Below are 22,204 nucleotides of genomic sequence, written 5' to 3'. Positions count from 1 at the left end.
CGGCCGGGCGGTCGGACTAGTGCCCGTCCCCTTCGAGCTCCTCCAGGAGCCCGGCGTCGTAGGTCAGCAGGGCGATCTGCACACGGTTGTTGAGGTCGAGTTTGGCGAGGATGCGGGAGACGTGTGTCTTGACGGTCGCGACGCTCATGAACAGCTCGCTCGCGATGTCGGCGTTCGACCTGCCCTGTCCGACGGCAACGGCCACCTCGCGCTCGCGGTCGTTGAGCGCGGCGATGCGGTCGCGGGCGCCGGAGCGGCGGGTGTCGAGTGCGGAGCCGGCGGCGTGCGCCATCAACTGGCGGGTGACGGCGGGCGACAGCACGGGATCGCCCGCGGCGACGCGCCGTACCGCTTCGAGGATCTCCACGGGCGGGGTGTCCTTGAGGACGAACCCGGCCGCGCCCGCGCGCAGGGCCCGCAGCACCTGCTCGTCGGCGTGGAACGTCGTCAGGACCACGACCTGGGGGGCGTCCTTGCGGCCGCGCAGCTTCTCCGTGGCCGCGAGGCCGTCGACCGCAGGCATCCGGATGTCCATCAGGACGACGTCGGGACGGGTGCGGTCGACGAGCGCCTCGACCTCGCCGCCGTCGGCGGCCTCGCCGACGATCTCGATGTCGTCGGCGCCGCCCATCATGAAGGAGAGGCCGGCTCGCACGAGCGGATCGTCGTCGACGAGGAGCAGTCGGATCACAGTCATGGCCCCACCGTAGTGAGGCGTCGCCCTCGGTTCGTCGTTTCACCGGGGCCGCGGAAAAGCCTACGGGCGCGCAACTCGGCGCCTACGCGGTGCCGTTGCCCCACGGCAACCAGGCTCTGACCGCGAACCCGCCGTCCTCCTGGGCCCCGTGCTCAAGCCGGCCGCCGGCCAGGGTGGCGCGCTCCGTCAGGCCGATGAGGCCCTGGGCCGAGCCGGGGACGTGGGGCACGTCGCCGGGCGGCGGCGGGTTGCGCACGGAGATCGTGAGGCCGTCGCCGGGGGCGCCCGCGACGCAGACCGTGACCTCCGCGCCGGGCGCGTGTTTGCGGGCGTTGGTCAGGCCCTCCTGGGCGATGCGGTACGCGGTGCGGCCGACGGACGCGGGGACGCCGGCCGGGTCGGTGACACGGTTGTCGAGGACGACCTTCATGCCGGCCGCGCGCGACTCGGAGACCAGACCGTCCAGGGCCACCAGCGTCGGCTGCGGCCGCCCCGCGTCGTCGGCGTCACCCGCGCGCAGCACGCCGATGATCTCCCGCAGGTCCTGCAACGCCTCGTGCGCGCTCTCCCTGATCACCCCGGCGGCCCGCGCGACCTCCGCCTGCGGCGCGTCCGGCCGGAACTCCAGCGCCCCGGCATGCACGCTCAGCAGGGTCAGCCGATGGGCGAGTACGTCGTGCATCTCGCGCGCGATGGCCTCACGGGCGAGCCGCTGTGCCTGCTCGGCCCGCAGCACCGCCTCCGTCTCGGCCCGCCACGCCCGGTCCCGCAGGCTCAGCATGAGCTGGCGCTTGGACCTGACGAACATCCCCCAGCCGACCACCGACACGGCCAGCAACGCGGTGACGGCGATCGAGACGGCGTACGGCAGATCGGGGTCGGGGCGCAGCCAGAAGAACAGCGGGATCAGGGCGAGCTGGACGGCGCCGAGCCCGCCCGCGTACTTGAAGGGCCGGTGCACGGCCAGCGTGAACAGGGCGACCAGGCCCGCGCCGCTCGCGGTGTTCGAGATCAGCCCCACGGGGATCATGGCGACGGCGAGCCCGAGCGGCCAGCGGCGGCGCAGCCAGACGGCGGCGCAGGCGAGCGCGCCGAGCAACTGGTCGAGGACGGCGAGCGTGTGCGGGGTGTTCGGGTCGTGGGACACCGTGTTCGCGCTCAGCACGCCGATCACGACGGCGAGCAGGAAGCACCCGAAGTCGACGACCCAGTCGCGCACGGTGCGCCGCGGTCGGCCCCACCGCGTGGAGCGCTCCGCCCGGTCGGGGTCGAAACCCGCGGCCAGGGCCGACGGCAGCAGCCAGCGCCGCCCGGGCAGCACGGCGTACTGCGGGGCGGGCAGCACGGTCCCGCTCCGTGCCCGCGGCGAAGACTCGTCCCCCTGCTTGTCACCACTCACAATCGACAAATCTACGCATGCACGGCCGACGCGACCTCCCCACGCGGGGTATCGCCGACGAAAGTCGAGCCACTTCAGACTTTCGTCACGGCCCTCCGCCGAACGCGGCGACTTCGGTCGAACATGCCTCGCCTCACGGCCGACGAGCGCGGGGGGCCCGCGGGGCGAGAGTCTTCCCATGAAGCAGGCTCTGGAGTCTCTCGGCTGTCTCGCCCTGGTGCAGGGCGCCATCGGACTGGTAAACGCGCTGAGCGGCAGGCTGCACGGCTGGGGTGTCGTGCAGCGGTTCGACTTCCTGGACGGCTACGAGATCTACGCGAGCATCGCCCTGCTCGTGCTGTCGTTCGCGCTGTTCGCAGCCGCCGAGAGCCGGAAACCGGACTGAACGTGCAGGCTTCGTGGAGCCCGCCCGACGCCAGGTTAACTTCCCGAAAACTCATCGGACTTGACGGGAAAACCTCTCAGGTTGTCATTGACATGCCACTGTCTACGCGCGTCATCATGAGGCCATGAGATTCCCCCCACGGATCACTCGCATCGGCGCCGCAGCCGCCGTCCTGTCCGCCCTCCTCGTCGGCGGCGCCGTCACCGCCACCCCGGCGTCCGCCGCTGTCGGCAGCATCTGCTACAGCGCCCTGCCCTCCCAGGCGCACCACACGCTCGACCTGATCGCGTCGAACGGCCCCTTCCCGTACTCGCAGGACGGTGTCGTCTTCCAGAACCGGGAAGGCGTCCTGCCCAGCCAGTCCACTGGCTACTATCACGAGTACACCGTGATCACTCCGGGCTCCTCCACGCGCGGCGCGCGCCGCATCGTCACCGGCGAGGAGACCCAGGAGGACTACTACACCTCCGACCACTACGCCACGTTCGACCTCGTCGACTTCGGCTGCTGAGGTCTGACGGTCCGCCATCTCGACCGACTGGAGGCCCGGCCCGCGTTCAGCCGGGCCTCCAGCTCCATGGAGCAACCGACGGGGCCCCCTCCACGGCCACGTCCCCTGTGACGCACTCCCCACGCTCACTGAAGCCTTAAATACGCATCCAACATGTGCATTTGATACTGTCCTTGCGTGCGGTTGACGAAGTTCACCGACCTGGCGCTGCGTGCCGTGATGCGTCTGGCGGTTTCCGAGCAGGACGAGCCCCTGACCACCCGAGAGGTGGCCCAGGCCATGGGCGTGCCCGCCACCCACATGGCGAAGGCGATCACCCGGCTGCAGCACCTCGGTGTCCTGGAGGCCCGACGAGGGCGTGGCGGCGGGTTGGGCCTGACCCAGCTGGGCCGGCACGCTTCGGTCGGCTGGCTGGTGCGGGAGCTGGAGGGCGACGGCGAGGTCGTCGCCTGCGACGGCGATCCCCCCTGTCCGCTGCGCGGGGCGTGCCGGTTGCGCCGGGCGCTGCGCGACGCCCAGGAAGCCTTCTACGCCTCGCTCGACCCGTTGACGGTGGCCGACCTGGTGACGTCCCCCACCGGGCCGGTCCTCGTCGGACTGGTCGGCCGCCGCCCCGAGTAGGCGACAGGGCACCGTCCCGAGGGAGCGGAGAGCACCGCCTCCAGCAGACGGAAGAGCACCGCATTTCCGCACTCGCACTCGACGGGGCCCGCGACCCACATCCTTAAATACGCATATCACTTACCAGTTCAGGAGACGCTGTGCTGTCCGAGCAGTCCACCCCGGTCGTCCGTGCCACCCTGCCCCTCGTCGGCGCCGCGATCGGCGAGATAACCGAGGGGTTCTACACCAGGCTCTTCCAGGACCGACCCGAGCTCCTGCGTGACCTGTTCAACCGCGGCAACCAGGCCAACGGGGAACAGCAGAAGGCGTTGGCCGGCTCCATCGCCGCGTTCGCGGGCATGCTGGTCGAACGCCCCGAGTCCCGGCCCGACGCGATGCTCGCCCGGATCGCCCACAAGCACGCCTCGCTCGGCATCACCTCCGACCAGTACAAGCTCGTCCACCAGCACCTCTTCGCGGCGATCGGCGACGTCCTCGGCAGCGCGGTCACCCCCGAGGTGGCCGCCGCCTGGGACGAGGTGTACTGGCTGATGGCCAACGCCCTGATCGCCCTGGAGGCGCGGCTCTACCAGGACTCCGGCACAGCCGAGGGCGGGGCCTGGCGGGAGATGGAGATCGTCGAGCGGCACGAGGTGACCTCCGACGCGGTCTCCTTGGTCCTGCGCCCCGCCGACGGCGCCCCGGCGGGGGCCTTCCGCCCGGGCCAGTACGTCAGCGTCCGCACCGAACTCCCCGACGGCGCCCGCCAGATACGCCAGTACAGCCTCTCCGGTGACCCCGGCAGCCCGCATTGGCGCATCACCGTCAAGCGCGTGCGGGCCGGCGCGGGCCCGGAGGGCGAGGTGTCGTCCCGGCTGCACGAGCAGGCACGGACCGGCGACCTGCTCAGCGTCTCCGCACCGTTCGGCGACCTCGTCCTGCCGGAGGGCGACGGGCCCTTGCTGCTGGCGTCCGCGGGGATCGGCGTCACCCCGATGCTGTCCATGCTGCACCACCTGGCGGTCGCGGACCCGACCCGCCCGCTGACCGTGATGCACGCCGACCGCACCCCGGCCGACCACGCCCACCGCGACGAGCAGCGCCGGCTCGTCTCCTCGCTCCCGAACGCCCGCCTGCACCTGTGGTACGAGGAGCCCGGCGACAGCGCGCCGGAGGCGTTGTCCGGCCTGGCCGACGCGGCCGCACTCGATCTGCCCGACGGAGTGACCGCGTACCTGTGCGGCTCGCTGCCCTTCATGCGCGCGGTACGCGGCGACCTGCTCCGTCGCGGGGTGCCCGCGCACGCCGTCCACTACGAAGTCTTCGGCCCCGACCTCTGGCTCGGCAACGAATAACCCGACCCGGAAACCGGAAAGAAGGATGCGCGCGTGAACTCCACGTCCGAGGCCGTCGCCGCTGCGGTCACCTTCGTATGGCTCGGGATGGTCCTCGCCATCTCCTTCCTGGAGGCCCCGTTGAAGTTCCGGGCTCCGGGAGTGACCCTGCCCATCGGCCTCGGCATCGGCCGCGTCGTCTTCCGTGCGCTCAACCGCGTCGAGACCGTCCTCGCCGGTGTTCTCCTCGCAGCGGTGGCGACCGGCGGCCCTCCCCCGTCCGTAGGCGTGCTGACGGCAACTGCCGTGCTGCTGCTCGCCGTACAGCTCCTGGTGATCCGGCCCGCCCTCAACCGCCGTTCCACCCGCGTGCTCGCCGGTGAGAGCCTGCCGCGCTCCCGCGCCCACCATTTCTACGTGGCCGCCGAGACACTCAAGGTCCTCACTTTGCTCGCCCTGGGCCTGCTCACCGCCTGATCGGCCCCGCCGAAAGCCGGCCGGCCACCTAGTAACTGCCGTACGTGGGGCGGCCCGCCACGTCGTACGTGTGGATGGCGACGCCCGTGGAGGTGAGGCGGGCGTCCGTGTGCCGGAAGGCGGTCGGGACCGTGCCCTCGGCGAAGAGCCGGAGGCCGGTGCCGAGCACGACCGGGAACGTCAGCAGGTGCACGGTGTCGACGAGGTCGAGCGCGAGGAGCGACTGCGCGAGTGCCCCGCTGCCGTGGATCTGGAGCTCGCCCTCGGTGCGCTCCTTGAGAGCCGCGACCTCCTTGGCGAGGTCTGTGCCGATCACCGTGGTGCCCGCCCAGTCGGCCTGGGTCAGGGTCGAGGAGGCGACGTACTTCGGCAGGGCGTTCAGCTTGGCGGCGATCGGGTTGCCGGGGTCGGTGATCTTCGGCCAGTAGCTCGCGAAGATCTCGTACGTGCGCCTGCCGAGCAGGAAGGCTCCGACGCGGTCGAAGACCTCGATCATGAACCTGCCGAAGTCGTCGTCGTCGTACGGAAAGCTCCAGCCGCCGTGCTCGAAGCCGCTGCGGGGATCCTCGTCGGGACCGCCGGGGGCCTGGTAGACGCCGTCGAGGGTGACGAAGGTGGTGAGAACGAGCTTGCCCATGGCGCGTGCCTTCTTTCGCGGATGAGTCGGCCGGCCGTGATCGCGAACCGTCGGTCGTGAGTGGGGCCTGTTGTCACCAAGGCAGACCCCACCGGGACCCGCAACTCATCGCTCACCCGGCGTGGGTCGAGAACAGTCCTCCCGTCGGGCCCTGCTTGTCGCCGCCCTGGGCCTTCCTCAGGGCGTTGGCGAGGCTCTCGATGGTGAGGGACTGGAGGATCACCCGGCCGTTGCCCTCCAGGGTGGCCAGGGAGAGTCCCTCGCCGCCGAAGACCGCGTTCATGAGCCCCTGCCTGTTGAGGCCGCCGACGCGCTGGACCCCGTACTGGATGCCCTCCTCGAAGGCGACGACGCAGCCCGTGTCGACCTCGATGCGGCCGCCGAACTCGGCGGGGTTGAGGTCGATGAAGTTGCCCGCACCGGCGATGATCACGGTCCCGCGGCCGGTGAACTTCTCCAGGACGAAACCCTCGCCGCCGCTGCGCCCGGTACGGCCGCCCTGGAAGGCGATCCCGAAGTCCACGCTCGACTCGGCGGCCACGAAGGCGTCCTTCTCGGCGAACCACGCGCGCGTGCCGTCGAGTTCCAGGGCGCGCATCTCGCCGGGGAGCACACCGGCGAAGCCGACGGTGCCCTCCCCGCCCGTCGAGGTGAAGTACTGGAACGCCAGGGACTCGCCCGCGAGGGCTCGCTGGCCGACCTGCATGGCCGTGCCCATGGCCTGGCGCAGCATGCCGCCCATGCCGCCACCGGGGCCGCCGGCGCCTGGCTGCTGGCCGCCGCTGCCCGCGGGGCCGGAGAGCCGGGTCTCCATGGTCACGTTCGTGGTCTTGAAGAGGAACTTCCCCGCCTCGCAGTAGACGGTCTGCCCCGGCTGCAGGCTGACGACCGCCATCTGCATGGCGTTGCCGACGATTTCTTGCTGAAGAGTCACAAGACAAGAACGGGAGAAATGGGCTGAAAGGTTCCGGCCAGCCGGTCCCGTCGTCCGTTTGCCACCCGAACTCGTCGTCCGTTTGCCGCCAGCGCCAGGGGTCCGCGACGGCTGGGATGGACCCATGACTTCATCATCGTTTGCGCGGGAATCCATGAACGGCAAGGCATCCATGGAGGGCAAGGTGGCCCTCGTGACCGGCGGCAGCCGGGGGATCGGGGCGGCCACGGCGCTCCGGCTCGCCCGGGAGGGCGCCGATGTGGCCCTCACCTATGTGCGGGACAAGGAGGCCGCGGACGAGGTCGTACGGGAGATCTCCGCGCTCGGCCGGCGCGGGCTCGCCCTGCGGGCGGATTCCGCGGACGCGGGCGAGGCCGCCGGGGCGGTCGACCGCGCGGTGGAGGCGCTCGGTCGCCTCGACGTGCTCGTCAACAACGTGGGCGTGGGGGTGCTCGGCCCCCTGGACTCGCTGCCTCTCACCGAGGTGGACCGGGTGCTGGCGGTGAACGTGCGCGGGGTCTTCCTCGCCTCGCAGGCGGCGGCCGGGCATCTGGAACGCGGTGGCCGGATCGTCACGATCGGCACGTGCATGACGCAGCGGGTGCCCGGCCCGGGCGGCACGCTGTACGCGACCAGCAAGTCGGCCCTCATCGGGCTGACGAAGGCGCTGGCCCGCGAGCTGGGCGACCGCGGGGTCACCGTGAACATCGTCCATCCGGGGCCGGTCGACACCGACATGAACCCGGCGGACGGGCCGTACGCGTCCGGCCAGGCCTCGATGACCGCCCTCGGGCGTTTCGGCTCGGCGCAGGAGGTGGCGTCGATGGTCGCCTACCTGGCGGGCGGCGACGCGGCGTACGTCACCGGGGCGGAGTTCTCTGTGGACGGAGGGCATGCGGCGTAGCGGGCGACGGGGGCGGGTGGGAGAGCGGATCTCCGCCCTCCCACCCGCCCCCGGATACCGCCGGCCGGACCGGCTAGGACCCGCCCAGCTCCTGGTGGCGTGCCCGCAGTCGTTGCGCGCCCTCCTCCGTCAGGGAGCCGAACAGCCTCAGGCGGGAGATTCCGCCGTCCGGGAAGATGTCCACGCGCGCGTGGGTGCCCACAGCCGGTCCGGTGAGGACGAAGCGGTGGTTGGTGTCGGGCTGCAGGCGGGTGCGCGGGAGGACCTCCGTCCACTCGCCCTCCTCGCCGTTCCTGACGGACACCGATGCCCAGCCCGCCGAGTTGCCCTTGAGGTAGGCCGTGTCGATCTCCAGCGCCCGGATCTCCGACTGGGCGGGCAGCCGGTAGCGGATCCAGTCGTTGCCGTTGTCGCGGCGGCGACGGGTCTCCCAGCCGTCGTCCATCTTGCGTGAACGACCCGGCTGGATGGTGTTGGTGGCGGGCGAGTAGAAGAGGTTCGAGGCGTCCTCGGCCTGGCCGCCGTTCTCCAGGGCTACGACGTCGAACGTGCCCAGCGTGGTCAGCCACTTCGGGTCCGGTACGACCTCGCCGTACACGCGCAGCCGGGCGATGCCACCGTCCGGGTGCTGGTTGACGCGCAGGTGGGTGAAACGCTGCTCGACGGAGACGGCGAAGCCGTTCGCGGCGTGGCCGCCGACCGGGGTGCGCGGCAGAAGCGTCGTCCACTTCACGTCGTCCGCGAGGAGTTCCTCGGGAGTGGGCGCGCCCTCGACGGACGTCCCCTCGACCGACACCGCCTGCGGGTAGTTCCCGCGGAAGTGGGCCGTGTCGACGACGAGGCCGCGCACGACGCCGGGTGCGCCGAGCCGTACGAGCGCCCAGTCGTGGTCCTCAGCCGTGGGCCACGGATGCTCGGCCGAGACCCCGCGGCGGCGCCGTGTCTCCCAGCCGTCCATGATCTTGCCCTTGTGGCCGAAGTGCTCCGGGTCGAACTCGGCGCGCCCGGGCACGAGGAGGTTCTCCCGCTCGGCGAAGAACTCGTCGTTGGCCGCGACGACTCCGGCGCCCAGCTGCCGGTCGGCGAGGTTGGCGTACTGGGTGAAGGGGAAGTCGGCCGTGCGGTAGTCCGCGTACGGGTCACCGCCGCCGTACGGGTTCGCGTCTCCGGTGAAGTGAGGCAAAGAGGACTGCTGCTGCGCCGTCACGGTGATCAGTTCTTCCTTTCGAGGAGTCGGCCCGCGGGTTGCGTGAACTCGCCGTCGGCCACGATGCGTTCGCCGCGCAGCCAGGTGGACTTGACCACGCCGCTGAGCGTCTTGCCCGCGTACGCGGTGACCCGGTTGCGGTGCTGCAGCGCGGCCGGGTCCACGGTGAAGGTCTCGTCGGGTGCGAGCACGGCGAAGTCGGCGTCGCGGCCCGCCTCGATGGCACCCTTGCGGTCGTCGAGGCCGACCAGCTGCGCCGTGCGCGTGGACATCCAGCGGACGACGTCCTCCAGGCCGTACCCGCGCCTCCGGGCCTCGGTCCAGACGGCGGCGAGGCTCAGCTGAAGGCCGGAGATGCCGCCCCACGCGGTCGCGAAGTCGTCGGTCTTCAGGTCGGCCGTGGAGGGTGAGTGGTCGGTGACGACACAGTCGACCGTGCCGTCGGCGAGCGCCTGCCACAGCAGGTCCTGGTTGGCGGCCTCGCGGATGGGCGGGCAGCACTTGAACTCGCTGGCGCCGTCCGGGACTTCCTCCGCGGTGAGCGTGAGGTAGTGCGGACAGGTCTCCACGGTGATGCGGACACCCTCGGCCTTCGCCGCGGCGATCAGCGGCAGCGCGTCGCTCGACGACAGGTGCAGCACATGCACGCGCGCATGCAGCCGCCTGGCCTGGGCGATGAGGTTGCCGATCGCGGTGTCCTCGGCGTCGCGCGGACGCGAGGCGAGGAAGTCGGCATACTTCTGGCCGCCCTTCTGCGGGGCCGCGGCCAGGTGGTGCGGGTCCTCGGCGTGCACGATGAGGAGACCGCCGAAGCCTGCGATCTCGGCCAGGGACTGGGCGAGCTGCTCCTGGTCCAGCTCGGGGAACTCCTCCACGCCCGACGGCGACAGGAACGCCTTGAAGCCGAAGACACCCGCGTCGTGCAGGGGGCGCAGGTGCTTGACGTTGTCGGGCAGCGCGCCACCCCAGAAGCCGACGTCGATGTGCGCCTTGGCGGCGGCGACGTCCTGCTTCGTACGAAGGTTGTCGACCGTCGTGGTCGGCGGGAGGGAGTTGAGCGGCATGTCGATCAGCGTGGTGATGCCGCCGGCGGCCGCGGCGCGTGTCGCGGTCCAGAAGCCCTCCCACTCCGTGCGCCCGGGGTCGTTGACGTGGACGTGGGTGTCGACGAGCCCGGGCAGCAGGACGTCGTCCCCGAAGTCCTCCAGCCGGGCTCCGGCCGGCACCTCGGCGTCGTACGCGAGTACGGCCGTGATCCTGCCCGCGGCGACCGCGACCGAGGCGGCCCGCGTCCCCTCGGGGGTAATGACGCGCGTCGAGCGCAGCACCAGTTCGACCATTCCGCCGTCTCCGTCTTGGGACACCCGGACCCCTCTCTCCATGCCGCCGCTTGCTCCCGCGTAGCGGATTTACCTCCGCGTAACGGAATTCAACGTTCTGTTGAAGGAGTCTTCACTCCCACCTTCATGCCGTCAAGGGCTCACCTGTCCACTGTGCCCCGGACCCGCCCACCCTGGACGTTTCCACAAAGTGGAATTAGAATTCCGTCACGCAGAACTTAGCTACGCACAACCGAGCAGTCAACCGACCGCCGGGTAGGCTGCATCACTGCCCAGTGAAAGGACCGCCGCCGTGCCGTCGTCCAGCGCCAACACCACCGACGCCGCCAAATCCCCCGCTCCCAGTGGTGGCGTCCAGTCCCTTGAGCGCGCCTTCGACCTGCTGGAGCGCATGGCGGACGCGGGGGGCGAGGTCGGGTTGAGCGAGCTGTCCGCGAGCAGCGGACTGCCGCTGCCCACCATCCACCGCCTGATGCGGACGCTGGTGTCCAGCGGCTACGTCCGCCAGCAGCCCAACCGGCGGTACGCGCTCGGACCCCGCCTCATCCGCCTCGGCGAGTCCGCCTCCCGGCTGCTCGGCACCTGGGCCCGGCCTTATCTCGCGCGCCTCGTGGAGGAGACCGGCGAGACGGCGAACATGGCGCTGCTCGACGGCGACGAGATCGTGTACGTGGCGCAGGTGCCGTCCAAGCACTCGATGCGCATGTTCACCGAGGTCGGCCGACGGGTGCTGCCGCACTCCACGGGCGTGGGCAAGGCGCTGCTCGCGCACACCCCGGCGGCCGAGGTGCGCGCGCTGCTCGCCCGGACCGGTATGCCCGCCGCCACGGACAAGACGATCACCACGGCGGACGGCTTCCTGACCGCCCTCGAAGAGGTACGCCGCCTCGGCTACGCGGTCGACGACAACGAGCAGGAGATCGGCGTCCGCTGTCTGGCGGTGCCCGTTCCCGACTCCCCCACCGCGGCCGCCATCTCGATCTCCGGCCCCGCGGGCCGCGTCACCGAGGCGGCCACGGACAGGATCGTGCCCGTGCTGCAGCAGGTCGCGGTGGAGCTGTCGCAGGCACTGGCGAACCCGGGCCCTGCCGCCTAGTTTCTAGGGGACGGTGCATCCCGGTCACCTCCCGGCGACAGGCTGCCGGTCAGCGCACCAGCAGGTCGATCACGCCCGTCAGGTCCTCCTCGCCGCCGCCCTCCGCCAGGCGGCGGCGCATCAGCTCGAAGTAGGGGCTGAGCAGTTCCGGGCTGACGCCCTGCTGCTCGGCGGTGCTCAGGAAGGTCGGCGTACCGGCCACCTGCATGGCGAGACCGGAGACCACCCCCTTGGTGTAGTCGCCGCTGCGCAGCTGGTCCGCGGTGTGGTGGACCGACGGGGCCATCGCGGTGAGCCAGTCGGCGAGCAGCGGGGCGAGCGACGCCGGGTCGATGTCCTCCTTGCGGATCAGGGCGAAGGCGTGCGCCGCCCCGGCGAACATCCCGTACATGGCGCTGAGCAGGGCCACGTCGTGCAGCGCCGCGAAGCCCGCGTCCTCGCCGACGTAGACGGTGCCGGCCGGGACGCCCAAGGTCTCCTGGTGCCGCTCGAACAGCTCGCGTGAGCCGCTGTAGAAGACGTAGCCGCCGGCCTCCGGGACACCGATCATCGGCGGAACGGCCATGATCCCGCCGTCCAGGTAGCGGGCACCCCGCGCGCGGGCCCACTCGGCGCGGGCGCGGGCCTGGGCAGGGGTGCTGGTCGTCAGGTTGACCAGGTCCCTGCCGGCGAGGTCGGTGGCGGACAGGGCCTCGCCGACCGAGGCGTCGTCCAGCAGACAGACGACGACCAGGGGGCTGGCCGCGACTGCTCGGGCGGCGCTGTCCGCGACGTCAGCACCCGCGGCGGCGAGCGCCGCCGCCCGGGTCGCAGTGCGGTTCCATACGGTGAGCGGGTGGCCGGCGGCCAGCCAGGTCCGGGCCAGTGCGGTACCCATCGCGCCGAGGCCCAGCAGCGTGACGGAGGTCTTCTCAACAGTGTTCTGTGCCATGCCGATTAGGCTGGCCGCAGGCCCGGAGGTGATCAAGTACGCACTTGGGAGTGGGTGGTTACCCCGGGGTGAGCGAGCACGTCGGAAGGGGTGGGGCATGACGACGTCGAACCGGCCGGGCACGGCGGACGGACACATCTGCGGCATCGACACCGCGATGGAGGTGATCGGGGGCAAGTGGAAGGTGCTCATCCTCTGGGCGCTCCACGAGCACTCCCCGTGCCGTTTCGGCGAGTTGCGTCGGCTGCTTCCGGGCATCACCGAGAAGGTGCTGGCCTCGCATCTGCGCGAGATGGAAGCGGACGGTGTCGTACGCCGTGTCTCCTACGACGAGGTGCCGCCTCGCGTCGAGTACTCGCTGACCGAAAACGGCGCACGCCTCAACGACGCGCTCCAGCCGCTGGCCGCCTGGGGACGCGAGCGGCCGACCGCTCAAGGGCGGGCGGAAAGAGCGGTCTGAGCGGCGTCCGCTCAGGCGGGCCCGCGGCGCTTCGACTCGCCTCAGCGCCGCGGCGGTTCGCCGAACAGTTCCACCGCGCTGCGTACGGCCGAGAGGCCTTTGGCGAGGGCGCTGACCGAGCCGATCGCGCCCGCGATCAGCAGCAGGGAGCGGCGCAGGCGCGGGATCTCGGGGATGCCGCTGACGGTCATCGCGGCGAGAGCGGCGAGTTCGTCCTCGGCGATGCCGCGGTCCGGGAACTCGGCGGGGTGCGCGGCGAGTTCACGGCGCAGCCGGGACACGGCGGACTTCAGTTCCGCCACCCTCGGATCCTCGTCGCTGCCGGTCACTGGCCTCTGCCCCAAGCTCCGCAACACAGCTCTCCCCCTCGCACGTCTTTGTGCGCAAGTCCTTCGTCGATCCGCCCAACTCCCCGTGGCGTTGGTCAGGCGCCGGGGGACGCGGGCCAGTAAACGCCACCCGATGCGCCGGGCGCCACTCCGAGGACCGAAATTCAGTCCCCGGACACCGCGGGGGCACACAGCGGCCCGTTCAGGTATGCAGGAACCATGACGGACAACGGAGACCAGGTGGCCGGAGTGCTGCTGGCGGCCGGCGGCGGCCGGCGCCTCGGAGGGCGGCCCAAGGCGCTGCTGGACCATCGGGGGCGCCCCCTGGTCGAGCACGCGGCTCTGGTGATGCGCGAGGGCGGCTGTAGCCGGATTCATGTGGTGCTCGGCGCCCGGGCCGAGGCCGTACGGGAGCGGGCCGAGCTGCCCGGCTGCGTTCTCGTGGACAACCCGGGGTGGGAGGAGGGCATGGGCTCCTCGCTGCGGGCGGGGCTCGCCTCGCTCGCGGGCACGGGTGCGCGGGCCGCGCTGGTGTCACTCGTCGACCAGCCGGGCATCGGCGCCGAGGCGGTGGCCCGCGTCCTGGCCGCGTACGAGTCCCCGGCGTCGCTCGTCGCGGCCGCCTACGACGGGGAGCGCGGCCATCCGGTGCTCTTCGGCGCCGACCACTGGGCCGGGATCGCGGCGACCGCCACGGGCGACCGGGGAGCGCGCGCCTACCTGAAGGCCCACGCGGACACGGTCAGGCTCGTCGAGTGCGGTGATGTGGCGCAGCCGTACGACATCGACACGGAGGGCGATCTCGTCCATCTCGAATGAACCTTGAGTGAAGGAGGTGGCACTGAGCGCCACCTTCTGTCGACCCTGAGAATCTCGACATCAACAAATCATTGAACTTCCACCATGAGGAAACTACTATCCACTGCTCAGAAGCGTCCTACTGCTCCGCGGGCGCTCACCGCCGTACCCGGGTCGATTGGCACCCGGTGCCACGCTCGCTGAAGGAAGTGACAGCTCATGTCCGCACCAGCGCCGTCCCCGCTGGCCATCGTCGACGCCGAGCCCCTGCCCCGGCAGGAAGAGGTCCTCACCGACGCGGCCCTCGCCTTCGTGGCCGAGCTGCACCGGCTGTTCACGCCCCGGCGTGACGAGCTCCTCGCCCGCCGGGCGGAGCGCCGCGCCGAGATCGCCCGCACCTCCTCGCTCGACTTCCTTCCGGAGACCGCCGCCGTCCGCGCGGACGACTCCTGGAAGGTCGCGCCCGCTCCGGCCGCGCTGAACGACCGCCGCGTCGAGATCACCGGCCCCACCGACCGCAAGATGACCATCAACGCCCTGAACTCGGGCGCGAAGGTCTGGCTCGCGGACTTCGAGGACGCCTCCGCGCCCACCTGGGAGAACGTGGTCCTCGGCCAGGTGAACCTGATCGACGCCTACAGCCGGAACATCGACTTCACGGACGAGCGCACCGGCAAGACGTACGCCCTCAAGGACAACGACCAGCTCGCCACCGTCGTGATGCGGCCCCGCGGCTGGCACCTGAGCGAGCGCCATCTCGTCGCCCCCGACGGCACCCAGGTCCCCGGCGCACTCGTCGACTTCGGCCTCTACTTCTTCCACAACGCGCAGCGCCTGATCGACCTCGGCAAAGGCCCGTATTTCTACCTGCCGAAGACGGAGTCGCACCTTGAGGCGCGCCTGTGGAACGACGTCTTCGTGTTCGCGCAGGACTACGTCGGCATCCCGCAGGGCACCGTCCGCGCGACCGTCCTGATCGAGACGATCACCGCGGCGTACGAGATGGAGGAGATCCTCTACGAACTCCGTGACCACGCCGCCGGGTTGAACGCGGGCCGCTGGGACTACCTCTTCTCCATCGTCAAGAACTTCCGTGACGGCGGCGCCAGGTTCGTCCTGCCGGACCGCAACGCGGTGACGATGACGGCCCCGTTCATGCGCGCGTACACCGAACTCCTCGTCCGCACCTGCCACAAGCGCGGCGCCCACGCGATCGGCGGCATGGCCGCGTTCATCCCCTCGCGCCGGGACGAAGAGGTCAACAAGGTCGCCTTCGAGAAGGTCAAGGCCGACAAGGACCGCGAGGCGGGCGACGGCTTCGACGGGTCCTGGGTGGCCCACCCCGACCTCGTTCCGATCGCCATGGCCTCCTTCGACGCCGTGCTCGGCGAAAAGCCGAACCAGAAGGACCGGCTGCGCGAGGACGTCGACGTCAAGCCGGGTGACCTGATCGCGATCGACTCGCTGAAGGCGCACCCCACGTACGACGGTCTGGTCAACGCCGTCCAGGTCGGCATCCGTTACATCGAGGCGTGGCTGCGCGGTCTCGGCGCGGTCGCCATCTTCAACCTGATGGAGGACGCGGCCACCGCCGAGATCTCCCGCTCGCAGATCTGGCAGTGGATCAACGCGGGCGTCGAGTTCGAGCACGCCGGGAACACGGTGAAGGCCACGCCCGAGCTGGCGCGCGAGGTCGCCGCCCGGGAACTCGCGAACATCCGCGCCGAGATCGGCGAGGAGGCCTTCGCGGCCGGCAACTGGCAGCAGGCGCACGACCTGCTCCTGCAGGTCTCGCTGGACGAGGACTACGCGGACTTCCTCACGCTGCCTGCGTACGAGCAGCTGGCCGGCTGAGGCTCACGGCACCGGCCTGTCCGGGTGGCTCCGGGACATTCCCGGGGCTACCCGGTCATCCCAGATGCACCGACCAGTCCTGTTCCGCCGCGGGTTTGCCGTGCAGGTCGGGGACCCGCTTGAGCCAGTTCGGGCGGCCCCGCCGGGTCCTCGCCGCGCGCTGGGCCTCCTCGGCGGCCAGTTCCTCCCGGGTGGGGAAGTCGGTGGGCAGCCAGGCTGCGGAGCTCTCCACGCGCGCGTGGAGGTACTGGACGTACGCCTCGCGGACCGCGTCCGGCGTCGAGAAGCCCCCCTCCTCGGCCAGCCAGGCGTCAGGTACGGCCGCCGTGACCTCGCGCAGCAGATCGAGCGTCACCCGGGGCGCCAGCTGCGCGTCGGCGGTCCGCACGTCGGGCGCGTAGCCCCCGAGGGCGTGGTGGCGGAAGTCGTAGGCCTTCTCGGGGTCCGAGGCGTCCCAGCGGTGGTGGAAGACCAGGGCCGCGCCGTGGTCGATGAGCCACAGCCGCGGCGGCGCGATGCCGAAGGTGGGCCAGATCATCAGGTTCGAGCTGTGCACCGTGCGGTCCACGTTGACGGTGAGGGCGTCGAGCCAGATCACCTTGCCCGCCTCCAGCGGGTCGACCGTGCACCGCTCGGCGACCTCCGGGGTGAAGTCCTTGGCGCCCGGAAGATAGTCCATGCCGAGGTTGAGCCCGGCACTGGCGTGCAGCAGGTCCTGGACCTCCTGATGCGGTTCGTCGGCGGCGACCGCCGGGTCGAAGTGCACGAGCACCAGTTCGGGGAAGCGCAGGCCGAGGGCGCGGGCCAGCTCGCCGACGATCACCTCGGCGACCAGCGCCTTGCGGCCCTGGGCGGAGCCGGTGAACTTCACGACGTAGGTCCCCAGGTCGTCGGCCTCGACGACTCCGGGCACGGAGCCGCCCGCCGTCAGCGGGGTCACGTATCGCACAGCAGTCACGTCGCGGAGCACACCGGCCACTTTAAATCAGCCGCTCACCGGGGTGCCTGGCATTAATGACCGGCCAGCGGGTTCGGCAGGGGCAGATAGCGGGCGTCCGCGCCGTCCGCGCCCGTCCAGCGCAGCAGCAGGTTCGTCTTGCCGGGCAGCGTGGGCGAGGCCAGCAGGCCCGCGATCTCGGGAAGGCCGTGCTCGGTGTCGTAGCGGATCAGCTCGCGGCGTACGGCGGCCCACAGGTCCTGCTCGGGGTGGCGTTCGGCGAGCAGGGCGGCCAGTTCGGCGAGGTGGTTGACGACCAGGCAGTACACGAGCCGTTCCCAGCCGGCCGCGCGCGTGACCTCCGGCAGCAGCTTCACGCCCTCCGCGTCCCGGAACAGCGCCTGGACGGGCAGGCCGTCGGCGTCGACGGCGACCAGGGTGTTCTGCAGGTGCGCCTCCAGGACGACGCCGTGGCGGGCGAACGCGTGCAGGGCGGGGGGCACCACCTGGCGCAGGTACGCCGCCCACCAGGCCGCCGGATCGGTGAGCCGGTCGAGCGGGCTGCCGTCGAAGCCCTCCACGAGGGCGGCGGACAGCAGCGGGGTCGCGCCCGGCAGGACGTGGTCGGCCAGTCCGTCGCGGACGAGGACGGCGAGTTCCTCGAAGGCGAAGTCCGCGGTGCGGTAGCCGCGGTCGCTCAGCCAGCCTGCCCGGCCGGGCAGGGCGGCGAAGGCCCGGACGACCGCCTCGTCCGTGCGGCGCAGCTTCAGCAGGTCGTGGCGCCACAGCCGACGGATGTCATTGGTGATGCGCACATCGAGGCTGAACTTCACGAACAGGTCGTCGCCGGGAACGTACAGCGTACGGACCGCGGCGGTCGGCCAGACAGAACGCCCGGTGCGGCCGAGGCGCACGAGCCGGCCGTCGGCGAGGGCGGCGCGGATCTCCGGGCGTCCGGCGACGAGGTCGAGCTGCCAGGGGTGGGCGGGGAGCAGCCGGTAGCCGGGCGGGGCGGTGCCCAGGGCGTCGAGCGCGCCCGTGTCGCCCTCCCCCACGACCGAGTCCTCGCGCACGCCGAGCAGTTCCAGCGGGAAGCGGGCGTACGCCTCGGGTGCGTACGACAGCCAGCCCGCGACCGGGCCGCCTCCGCGGGCCTTGGGCGCGGGATGGTAGGGGTGGCCGGTGATCAGTGACTGCTCGGACAACCGGTAGAGGTCGTCGGGCGGGGTCGCCCGGGCGCGTGCGCCGAGCAGTGCTGCCACCGCCTCCCGGCTGTCGATCATCTCGGCGGGCAGTTCGGAGTTGGACAGACCGGTGAGCCGGCGCAGTTCCTCGGCGGTGAGTTTGACCAACTCGGCGTGGCCGAGGCGGTGCCAGGCACCGTCCGCGTGCAGTTCGGGCCGGGCCGGGCGCCGCGTTCCGTGCACCCTGATCAGCCGGCCGCCGGCCCGCAGTCGGTGCACGCCCGGTTCCTCCGTGGGCTGCGCGGCCTCCCGCAGCAGGCAGTTGAGGAGGGGGGCTGCCGCGTAGGCGTCGGCGGCGGTCTCCAGGTCGTCCACGCGATCCATTCGTTCCCAACGGTCCATACGGTTCGTTCCATACGGTGCACTGGTGATCAGTATGTCTGTCGTCGTGGGCCGCCGCGACGCGGTCCCCGTAGCCAAGGAGCCCGACCGTGCACCGTCCCCTCACGCCCGACGCCGAGGGCGTGATCGCCGCCGAGCTGAGCGTCGTACGGCCCGACCTGTCGGCGTCGTACGCGGCCGGACTTCCCGGTGCCAGGGCAGCCGTGCTGTCGCGCCTGTGGCGTGCGCTGGCCCATGAGCCGATGCCCTGGATCGCGCGCCGCGAACCGGGGCCCGGCGGTCTGACGCTGCAGTTGGCCGACGGGCGCCGGTTGTCCGGTCCGCCCGCGGACCCGTACGCGACCGCCGCGTATGTCACCGAGGTACGGCTCGACGGCAGGTCGTACGACCGCCCGGCCCGGCTGATGACGGCGCTCACCGTCCCGCACGGGCCGGCCTTCGCCGCCGAGCTCGATCACAGCGTCGCCTCGTTGGCGCTCTCCCGCGCCGGTCAGCCCGGGCCGGGACCCGAACCGGGGACGAGCCGGGAGTGGGAGCAGCGGGTGGTCGACGGGCACCCGTACCACCCCAACTGCCGTTCCCGGCCCGGCTTCTCGGTGGCGGAGCAGCTCGCGTACGGCCCGGAGCACCGGCCCCTCGTGGAGCTGGGCCTCGCCGCCGTGCCGTCCGACGCATGCCTGGTCGCGGGCGACTGGCCGAAGTGGCTGCGCGACGGGGACCGGGTGCTGATCCCGGTGCACCCCTGGCAGGCGGATCACGTACTCGGCGCGAGCGACGTACTGGCCGGACTCGACGCGCTCGGTCCGGCAGCTCAAAAGGGGCTTCCCGCCCACCCGTTGATGTCGCTGCGCACGCTCGCGCTCCCCGACGGGCCGCATGTGAAGACGGCACTGAGTGCGCGGCTGACCTCGTCCGTGCGGGACATCTCGGTGCACTCGGTCGCGATCTCGGAGGCCGTCTCGGCGTTCGTGGAGAGCGTGGCCGGACGCACGGGCGGTCTGCTGCACGTGACACGCACCCTGGGAGCGGTCACCGCGCACACCCCCGACCTCGCCGCCGTGTTGCGCGAACCGCCGGAGGTGTACGTGTCGGCGGAGGCCGGCGAGCGCGTCGTCCCCGTGGCGGCCCTGCCCGCGACGGGCCTTTCGCAATCCCCTTCCTGGATGGCCGAGTTCACCCGGCTGACCCTCACGGTCGGTCTGCGGCTGCTGGATCTGGGCGTGGCCCTGGAGGCGCACGGACAGAACCTGCTCGTCGTGCTCTCCGCCACGGACGCGCCACTACGGCTCGTCTACCGCGACCTCGCCGACATCCGCGTCAGCCCGGCCCGGCTTGCCCGGCACGGCATCGCGGTCCCGAACCTGTCCGGACGCATCGTCACAGACGACGAAGTCACCCTGCGCCGCAAGCTCTTCGGCTCCCTTGTCGCCGGTGCGCTGGCGGCGACAGCGGGCTCGGCGCCCGCCCTGCGCGAGGCCCTCACCACCGCCGTACGGGATCTTCCGCGCACCGCGGACCTCGCGGCGCTCCTCGACGAACCGCTCCCGGCCAAGGCGCTGACCCTCATGCGACTGACCCCGCAGACGCCCGGCGACCAGTGGGCACGGCTCCCGAACCCCCTCATCTCACCCTCGTTTTGAAGCCGGACCCCTTTGCTCCATAGGATCCGGCGATGATCACAAGACAACGGCTGGCGGCAGGGGTCTGCGCCCTGCTCGCCGCCCTGACGGCCGGCATCGCCTTCCCGGCCGGAGCGGTCGCCGACGAAACGGCGGAGCAGGCCGCTCCCAAGGTCGAACTCGTGCTGGACGTCAGCGGTTCGATGCGGGCCCGGGACATCGACGGCGGCTCGCGGATGGCCGCGGCGAAGCAGGCGTTCAACGAGGTGCTGGACGCGACGCCCGAGGAGGTCCAGCTCGGCATACGCACCCTGGGCGCCAACTACCGCGGCAACGACCGCAAGACGGGCTGCAAGGACACCGAGCAGCTCTACCCGGTCGGACCGCTCGACCGGACCGAGGCGAAGACGGCGGTCGCGACGCTCGCACCCACCGGCTGGACGCCGATCGGACCCGCGCTACTGAAGGCGGCCGACGACCTGAACGGCGGCGAGGGTTCGCGCCGCATCGTCCTCATCAGCGACGGCGAGGACACCTGTCAGCCGCTCGACCCGTGCGAGGTCGCCCGCGACATCGCCGCCAAGGGGATCGGCCTCACGATCGACACCCTGGGGCTCGTCCCCGACGCGAAGACCCGCGACCAGCTCAGCTGCATCGCGGATGCTACCGGCGGGACGTACACCTCCGTTCAGCACAAGGAAGAACTCACCGACCGCGTCGGGCAGTTGGTGGAACGAGCGGCCGATCCGGTGGTGACACCGGTCGCCGTGGACGGCGCCGCGGCGTGCGCGAAGGCGCCCACCCTCAAGTCGGGGCTTTTCACCGACCGCGAGGAGTTCGGCCAGCAGCGCTGGTACCGCGTCGAGGTGCTGCCCGGTCAGGAGCTGCGCACGTCGGTGAGCGTCGCGGCGGACCGTGCCGTGAACCCCGACTACGGGGTGCTGCTGCGGGCGGTCACCGTGCACGGCCGCGAGATCGTGCGCGGTGAGGCGACGGGCAACGGCCGTACGGACGTGGTGTCGACGGGTCTGCGGTATCCGAAGCCCGAGCGGGACGACGACGACAGCGACAAGCCCGCGGCCGAGGTCGTGTGCCTGCAGGTCACCAACTCCTTCTCGGCGACGGCGGGCGTGAAGACCACGCCCGGCATGCCGTTGGAGCTGACGGTGGACGTGGTGGACGCCCCCGACCAGGCGGGCGACGTGGCCTCCTTCGGCCTCGGGCGCGGCTGGTGGCTGCTGGGCGCCCTGGTGCTCACCGGCTTCGTCGCCGGTCTGCTGTGGGGCTGGATCTCACGCTGGCGTGTCGCGGTCTGGAGGACCAACTGATGCGTATCACCCGTGTGTTGAGCGCGGCGCTTCTGACGCTCGGGCTCGCCGTGGCCCCCGCCGCGGCCGCCTCCTCGCCCTCCCCGAGCCCTTCGGACGACAGCGGCGCCCCCACCGAGGCGGGCACCTCCTTCCGTACGGCGACCGAGATCGACCAGGGTCAGCAGGCCACCGCCGGTGCGTCCACGGGCGACTACCTGTACTGGTCGTTCCCCGCGGACGCCGGGCAGCGGCCCACCGTGAAGGCGACGGTCAAGCTGCCCGACACGCACGCCGGCGAGACCTGGCAGATCGATGTGTACGACGGACTGCGGCGCCGACAGGCGTGCCAGTACGGGGCGCAGACCCGGACGGCGGCGCAGAGCACCGCCTCCGTGGACCTGGCCTGCACCATGCGCACGGTCCGCGCCTGGTCGGAGACCTGGGCGAACGACCCGCTGCCGGGCACGTACTACATCCGGCTGACCGTCACCGGACTGCAGTCGTCCGACCTCGGGCAGCCGGTCGACGCGTCGGTCCAGGTCGACTCCAAGGACATCGGCGGCGCGGCCGCGGTCGACGGCTCGCTCGCGAAGCCGCTGGTCCCGGGGATCGCGACGACCTCCGAGAAGTCGGACTCGGACGAGGACTCCGGCCGCGCGCAGGCCGCGCTGTCCTCGATCGAACCCGACGGCGGCTGGGCCTCCGGCTGGTGGTCCGACCGATGGGTGTGGACGGGGATCGGCGGCATCCTGGCCGCGCTCGCGGGCATCGGCGGCTACGCGCTCACGCGCGGCTCGGGACGGCCCGCACGGGCGCCGTCGGGTATGTGACGCACCCATGAAAGGCGGAGGCCCGC

The 22,204-nt window shown here is 71.5% G+C and carries 23 protein-coding genes; 13 read left to right on the top strand and 10 right to left on the bottom strand.

What is annotated here, in order from left to right:
* Positions 1 to 16: 16 nt before the first annotated feature.
* Both ACN6LB_RS10175 and ACN6LB_RS10170 read right to left on the bottom strand, forming a co-directional pair.
* Positions 17 to 697, bottom strand: coding sequence for a response regulator (locus ACN6LB_RS10175; RefSeq protein ID WP_445025524.1), 681 nt, complete (start codon positions 695 to 697; stop codon positions 17 to 19).
* 82 nt (positions 698 to 779) lie between these two features.
* Positions 780 to 2,042, bottom strand: coding sequence for a sensor histidine kinase (locus ACN6LB_RS10170; RefSeq protein WP_445025523.1), 1,263 nt, complete (start codon positions 2,040 to 2,042; stop codon positions 780 to 782).
* 232 nt (positions 2,043 to 2,274) lie between these two features.
* On the opposite strand from ACN6LB_RS10170, the gene ACN6LB_RS10165 reads away from it, so the two are divergent.
* The 5 genes from ACN6LB_RS10165 to ACN6LB_RS10145 all read left to right on the top strand — a co-directional run bounded on the left by ACN6LB_RS10165 (position 2,275) and on the right by ACN6LB_RS10145 (position 5,406).
* Positions 2,275 to 2,481 (top strand): hypothetical protein, encoded by a 207-nt coding sequence (locus tag ACN6LB_RS10165; RefSeq protein WP_356140103.1) that lies wholly within the window; start codon positions 2,275 to 2,277, stop codon positions 2,479 to 2,481.
* Between the two features lie 124 nt (positions 2,482 to 2,605).
* Complete coding sequence (locus ACN6LB_RS10160; RefSeq protein ID WP_356140104.1) at positions 2,606 to 2,992, top strand: ribonuclease domain-containing protein; 387 nt, start codon at positions 2,606 to 2,608, stop codon at positions 2,990 to 2,992.
* Positions 2,993 to 3,169: 177 nt separating this feature from the next.
* Positions 3,170 to 3,613 carry a nitric oxide-sensing transcriptional repressor NsrR gene (gene nsrR, locus ACN6LB_RS10155; protein WP_445025522.1) on the top strand — a complete coding sequence of 148 codons (444 nt, stop codon included), beginning with the start codon at positions 3,170 to 3,172 and terminating at the stop codon, positions 3,611 to 3,613.
* Positions 3,614 to 3,753: 140 nt separating this feature from the next.
* A complete protein-coding gene (locus ACN6LB_RS10150) occupies positions 3,754 to 4,950 on the top strand; it encodes a globin domain-containing protein (RefSeq protein WP_445025521.1) in 1,197 nt (398 codons plus the stop codon).
* Between the two features lie 33 nt (positions 4,951 to 4,983).
* Positions 4,984 to 5,406: a hypothetical protein gene (locus tag ACN6LB_RS10145; protein ID WP_356140107.1), complete on the top strand. Its 423-nt coding sequence runs from the start codon at positions 4,984 to 4,986 to the stop codon at positions 5,404 to 5,406.
* Positions 5,407 to 5,434: 28 nt separating this feature from the next.
* On the opposite strand, the gene ACN6LB_RS10140 is transcribed toward ACN6LB_RS10145, so the two are convergent.
* Positions 5,435 to 6,043, bottom strand: a complete 609-nt coding sequence (locus tag ACN6LB_RS10140; protein ID WP_445025520.1) for a dihydrofolate reductase family protein — start codon at positions 6,041 to 6,043, stop codon at positions 5,435 to 5,437.
* A 112-nt stretch (positions 6,044 to 6,155) separates the two neighbouring features.
* A complete protein-coding gene (locus tag ACN6LB_RS10135; protein ID WP_445025519.1) occupies positions 6,156 to 6,977 on the bottom strand; it encodes an AIM24 family protein in 822 nt (273 codons plus the stop codon).
* Between the two features lie 154 nt (positions 6,978 to 7,131).
* Here ACN6LB_RS10135 and ACN6LB_RS10130 point away from each other — a divergent pair, with 154 nt between their 5' ends.
* On the top strand, positions 7,132 to 7,881 hold the full coding sequence (locus tag ACN6LB_RS10130; RefSeq protein WP_356140109.1) for an SDR family oxidoreductase: 750 nt from the start codon (positions 7,132 to 7,134) through the stop codon (positions 7,879 to 7,881).
* Positions 7,882 to 7,954: 73 nt separating this feature from the next.
* On the opposite strand, the gene alc is transcribed toward ACN6LB_RS10130, so the two are convergent.
* The gene (gene alc / locus ACN6LB_RS10125; protein ID WP_445025518.1) at positions 7,955 to 9,088 is read right to left on the bottom strand and encodes an allantoicase; all 1,134 of its coding nucleotides are present in this window, start codon (positions 9,086 to 9,088) and stop codon (positions 7,955 to 7,957) included.
* 5 nt (positions 9,089 to 9,093) lie between these two features.
* Positions 9,094 to 10,428, bottom strand: a complete 1,335-nt coding sequence (gene allB, locus ACN6LB_RS10120; RefSeq protein ID WP_445025623.1) for an allantoinase AllB — start codon at positions 10,426 to 10,428, stop codon at positions 9,094 to 9,096.
* A 292-nt stretch (positions 10,429 to 10,720) separates the two neighbouring features.
* Here allB and ACN6LB_RS10115 point away from each other — a divergent pair, with 292 nt between their 5' ends.
* On the top strand, positions 10,721 to 11,524 hold the full coding sequence (locus ACN6LB_RS10115) for an IclR family transcriptional regulator (protein ID WP_445025517.1): 804 nt from the start codon (positions 10,721 to 10,723) through the stop codon (positions 11,522 to 11,524).
* A gap of 49 nt (positions 11,525 to 11,573) precedes the next feature.
* Here the strand turns inward: ACN6LB_RS10115 and ACN6LB_RS10110 are convergent, their stop codons facing one another.
* Positions 11,574 to 12,455: an NAD(P)-dependent oxidoreductase gene (locus tag ACN6LB_RS10110; RefSeq protein WP_445025516.1), complete on the bottom strand. Its 882-nt coding sequence runs from the start codon at positions 12,453 to 12,455 to the stop codon at positions 11,574 to 11,576.
* Between the two features lie 97 nt (positions 12,456 to 12,552).
* Here ACN6LB_RS10110 and ACN6LB_RS10105 point away from each other — a divergent pair, with 97 nt between their 5' ends.
* Entirely contained in the window at positions 12,553 to 12,915 is a 363-nt protein-coding gene (locus ACN6LB_RS10105) for a winged helix-turn-helix transcriptional regulator (RefSeq protein WP_445025515.1), read from the top strand.
* A gap of 41 nt (positions 12,916 to 12,956) precedes the next feature.
* On the opposite strand, the gene ACN6LB_RS10100 is transcribed toward ACN6LB_RS10105, so the two are convergent.
* Entirely contained in the window at positions 12,957 to 13,244 is a 288-nt protein-coding gene (locus ACN6LB_RS10100) for a DUF5955 family protein (protein WP_356139956.1), read from the bottom strand.
* Positions 13,245 to 13,463: 219 nt separating this feature from the next.
* Between ACN6LB_RS10100 and ACN6LB_RS10095 the strand changes: the two genes are divergently transcribed.
* Both ACN6LB_RS10095 and aceB read left to right on the top strand, forming a co-directional pair.
* Positions 13,464 to 14,063 (top strand): nucleotidyltransferase family protein, encoded by a 600-nt coding sequence (locus tag ACN6LB_RS10095; RefSeq protein ID WP_445025514.1) that lies wholly within the window; start codon positions 13,464 to 13,466, stop codon positions 14,061 to 14,063.
* A gap of 198 nt (positions 14,064 to 14,261) precedes the next feature.
* On the top strand, positions 14,262 to 15,896 hold the full coding sequence (aceB, locus tag ACN6LB_RS10090; RefSeq protein WP_445025513.1) for a malate synthase A: 1,635 nt from the start codon (positions 14,262 to 14,264) through the stop codon (positions 15,894 to 15,896).
* 55 nt (positions 15,897 to 15,951) lie between these two features.
* Here the strand turns inward: aceB and ACN6LB_RS10085 are convergent, their stop codons facing one another.
* Positions 15,952 to 16,866 (bottom strand): HipA family kinase, encoded by a 915-nt coding sequence (locus ACN6LB_RS10085; RefSeq protein ID WP_445025512.1) that lies wholly within the window; start codon positions 16,864 to 16,866, stop codon positions 15,952 to 15,954.
* A gap of 41 nt (positions 16,867 to 16,907) precedes the next feature.
* On the bottom strand, positions 16,908 to 18,401 hold the full coding sequence (locus tag ACN6LB_RS10080) for an IucA/IucC family protein (protein ID WP_445025511.1): 1,494 nt from the start codon (positions 18,399 to 18,401) through the stop codon (positions 16,908 to 16,910).
* 107 nt (positions 18,402 to 18,508) lie between these two features.
* Between ACN6LB_RS10080 and ACN6LB_RS10075 the strand changes: the two genes are divergently transcribed.
* Genes ACN6LB_RS10075 through ACN6LB_RS10065 form a run of 3 tightly spaced genes read left to right on the top strand, consistent with a single transcriptional unit; the run spans position 18,509 to position 22,178 of the window.
* A complete protein-coding gene (locus ACN6LB_RS10075) occupies positions 18,509 to 20,059 on the top strand; it encodes an IucA/IucC family protein (RefSeq protein ID WP_445025510.1) in 1,551 nt (516 codons plus the stop codon).
* A gap of 32 nt (positions 20,060 to 20,091) precedes the next feature.
* Positions 20,092 to 21,366: a VWA domain-containing protein gene (locus tag ACN6LB_RS10070; protein WP_445025509.1), complete on the top strand. Its 1,275-nt coding sequence runs from the start codon at positions 20,092 to 20,094 to the stop codon at positions 21,364 to 21,366.
* Entirely contained in the window at positions 21,366 to 22,178 is an 813-nt protein-coding gene (locus ACN6LB_RS10065) for a hypothetical protein (RefSeq protein WP_445025508.1), read from the top strand. Before ACN6LB_RS10070 ends, ACN6LB_RS10065 begins: the two co-directional genes overlap by 1 nt.
* Positions 22,179 to 22,204 lie beyond the last annotated feature (26 nt).

Source organism: Streptomyces sp. SAS_270, from assembly GCF_052543295.1.
This window is presented reverse-complemented; position numbering and strand designations above follow the sequence as displayed.

What these genes read in the sequence shown, in the direction of transcription:
- ACN6LB_RS10070 (WP_445025509.1), top strand. Translation starts at nt 20,092, where the DNA reads ATGATCACAAGACAACGGCTGGCGGCAGGGGTCTGCGCCCTGCTCGCC.
- ACN6LB_RS10130 (WP_356140109.1), top strand. Translation starts at nt 7,132, where the DNA reads ATGAACGGCAAGGCATCCATGGAGGGCAAGGTGGCCCTCGTGACCGGC.
- ACN6LB_RS10165 (WP_356140103.1), top strand. Translation starts at nt 2,275, where the DNA reads ATGAAGCAGGCTCTGGAGTCTCTCGGCTGTCTCGCCCTGGTGCAGGGC.
- ACN6LB_RS10080 (WP_445025511.1), bottom strand. Translation starts at nt 18,401, where the DNA reads ATGGATCGCGTGGACGACCTGGAGACCGCCGCCGACGCCTACGCGGCA.
- ACN6LB_RS10065 (WP_445025508.1), top strand. Translation starts at nt 21,366, where the DNA reads ATGCGTATCACCCGTGTGTTGAGCGCGGCGCTTCTGACGCTCGGGCTC.
- ACN6LB_RS10175 (WP_445025524.1), bottom strand. Translation starts at nt 697, where the DNA reads ATGACTGTGATCCGACTGCTCCTCGTCGACGACGATCCGCTCGTGCGA.
- aceB (WP_445025513.1), top strand. Translation starts at nt 14,262, where the DNA reads ATGTCCGCACCAGCGCCGTCCCCGCTGGCCATCGTCGACGCCGAGCCC.
- ACN6LB_RS10160 (WP_356140104.1), top strand. Translation starts at nt 2,606, where the DNA reads ATGAGATTCCCCCCACGGATCACTCGCATCGGCGCCGCAGCCGCCGTC.
- ACN6LB_RS10140 (WP_445025520.1), bottom strand. Translation starts at nt 6,043, where the DNA reads ATGGGCAAGCTCGTTCTCACCACCTTCGTCACCCTCGACGGCGTCTAC.
- ACN6LB_RS10095 (WP_445025514.1), top strand. Translation starts at nt 13,464, where the DNA reads ATGACGGACAACGGAGACCAGGTGGCCGGAGTGCTGCTGGCGGCCGGC.
- allB (WP_445025623.1), bottom strand. Translation starts at nt 10,428, where the DNA reads ATGGTCGAACTGGTGCTGCGCTCGACGCGCGTCATTACCCCCGAGGGG.
- ACN6LB_RS10110 (WP_445025516.1), bottom strand. Translation starts at nt 12,455, where the DNA reads ATGGCACAGAACACTGTTGAGAAGACCTCCGTCACGCTGCTGGGCCTC.
- ACN6LB_RS10105 (WP_445025515.1), top strand. Translation starts at nt 12,553, where the DNA reads ATGACGACGTCGAACCGGCCGGGCACGGCGGACGGACACATCTGCGGC.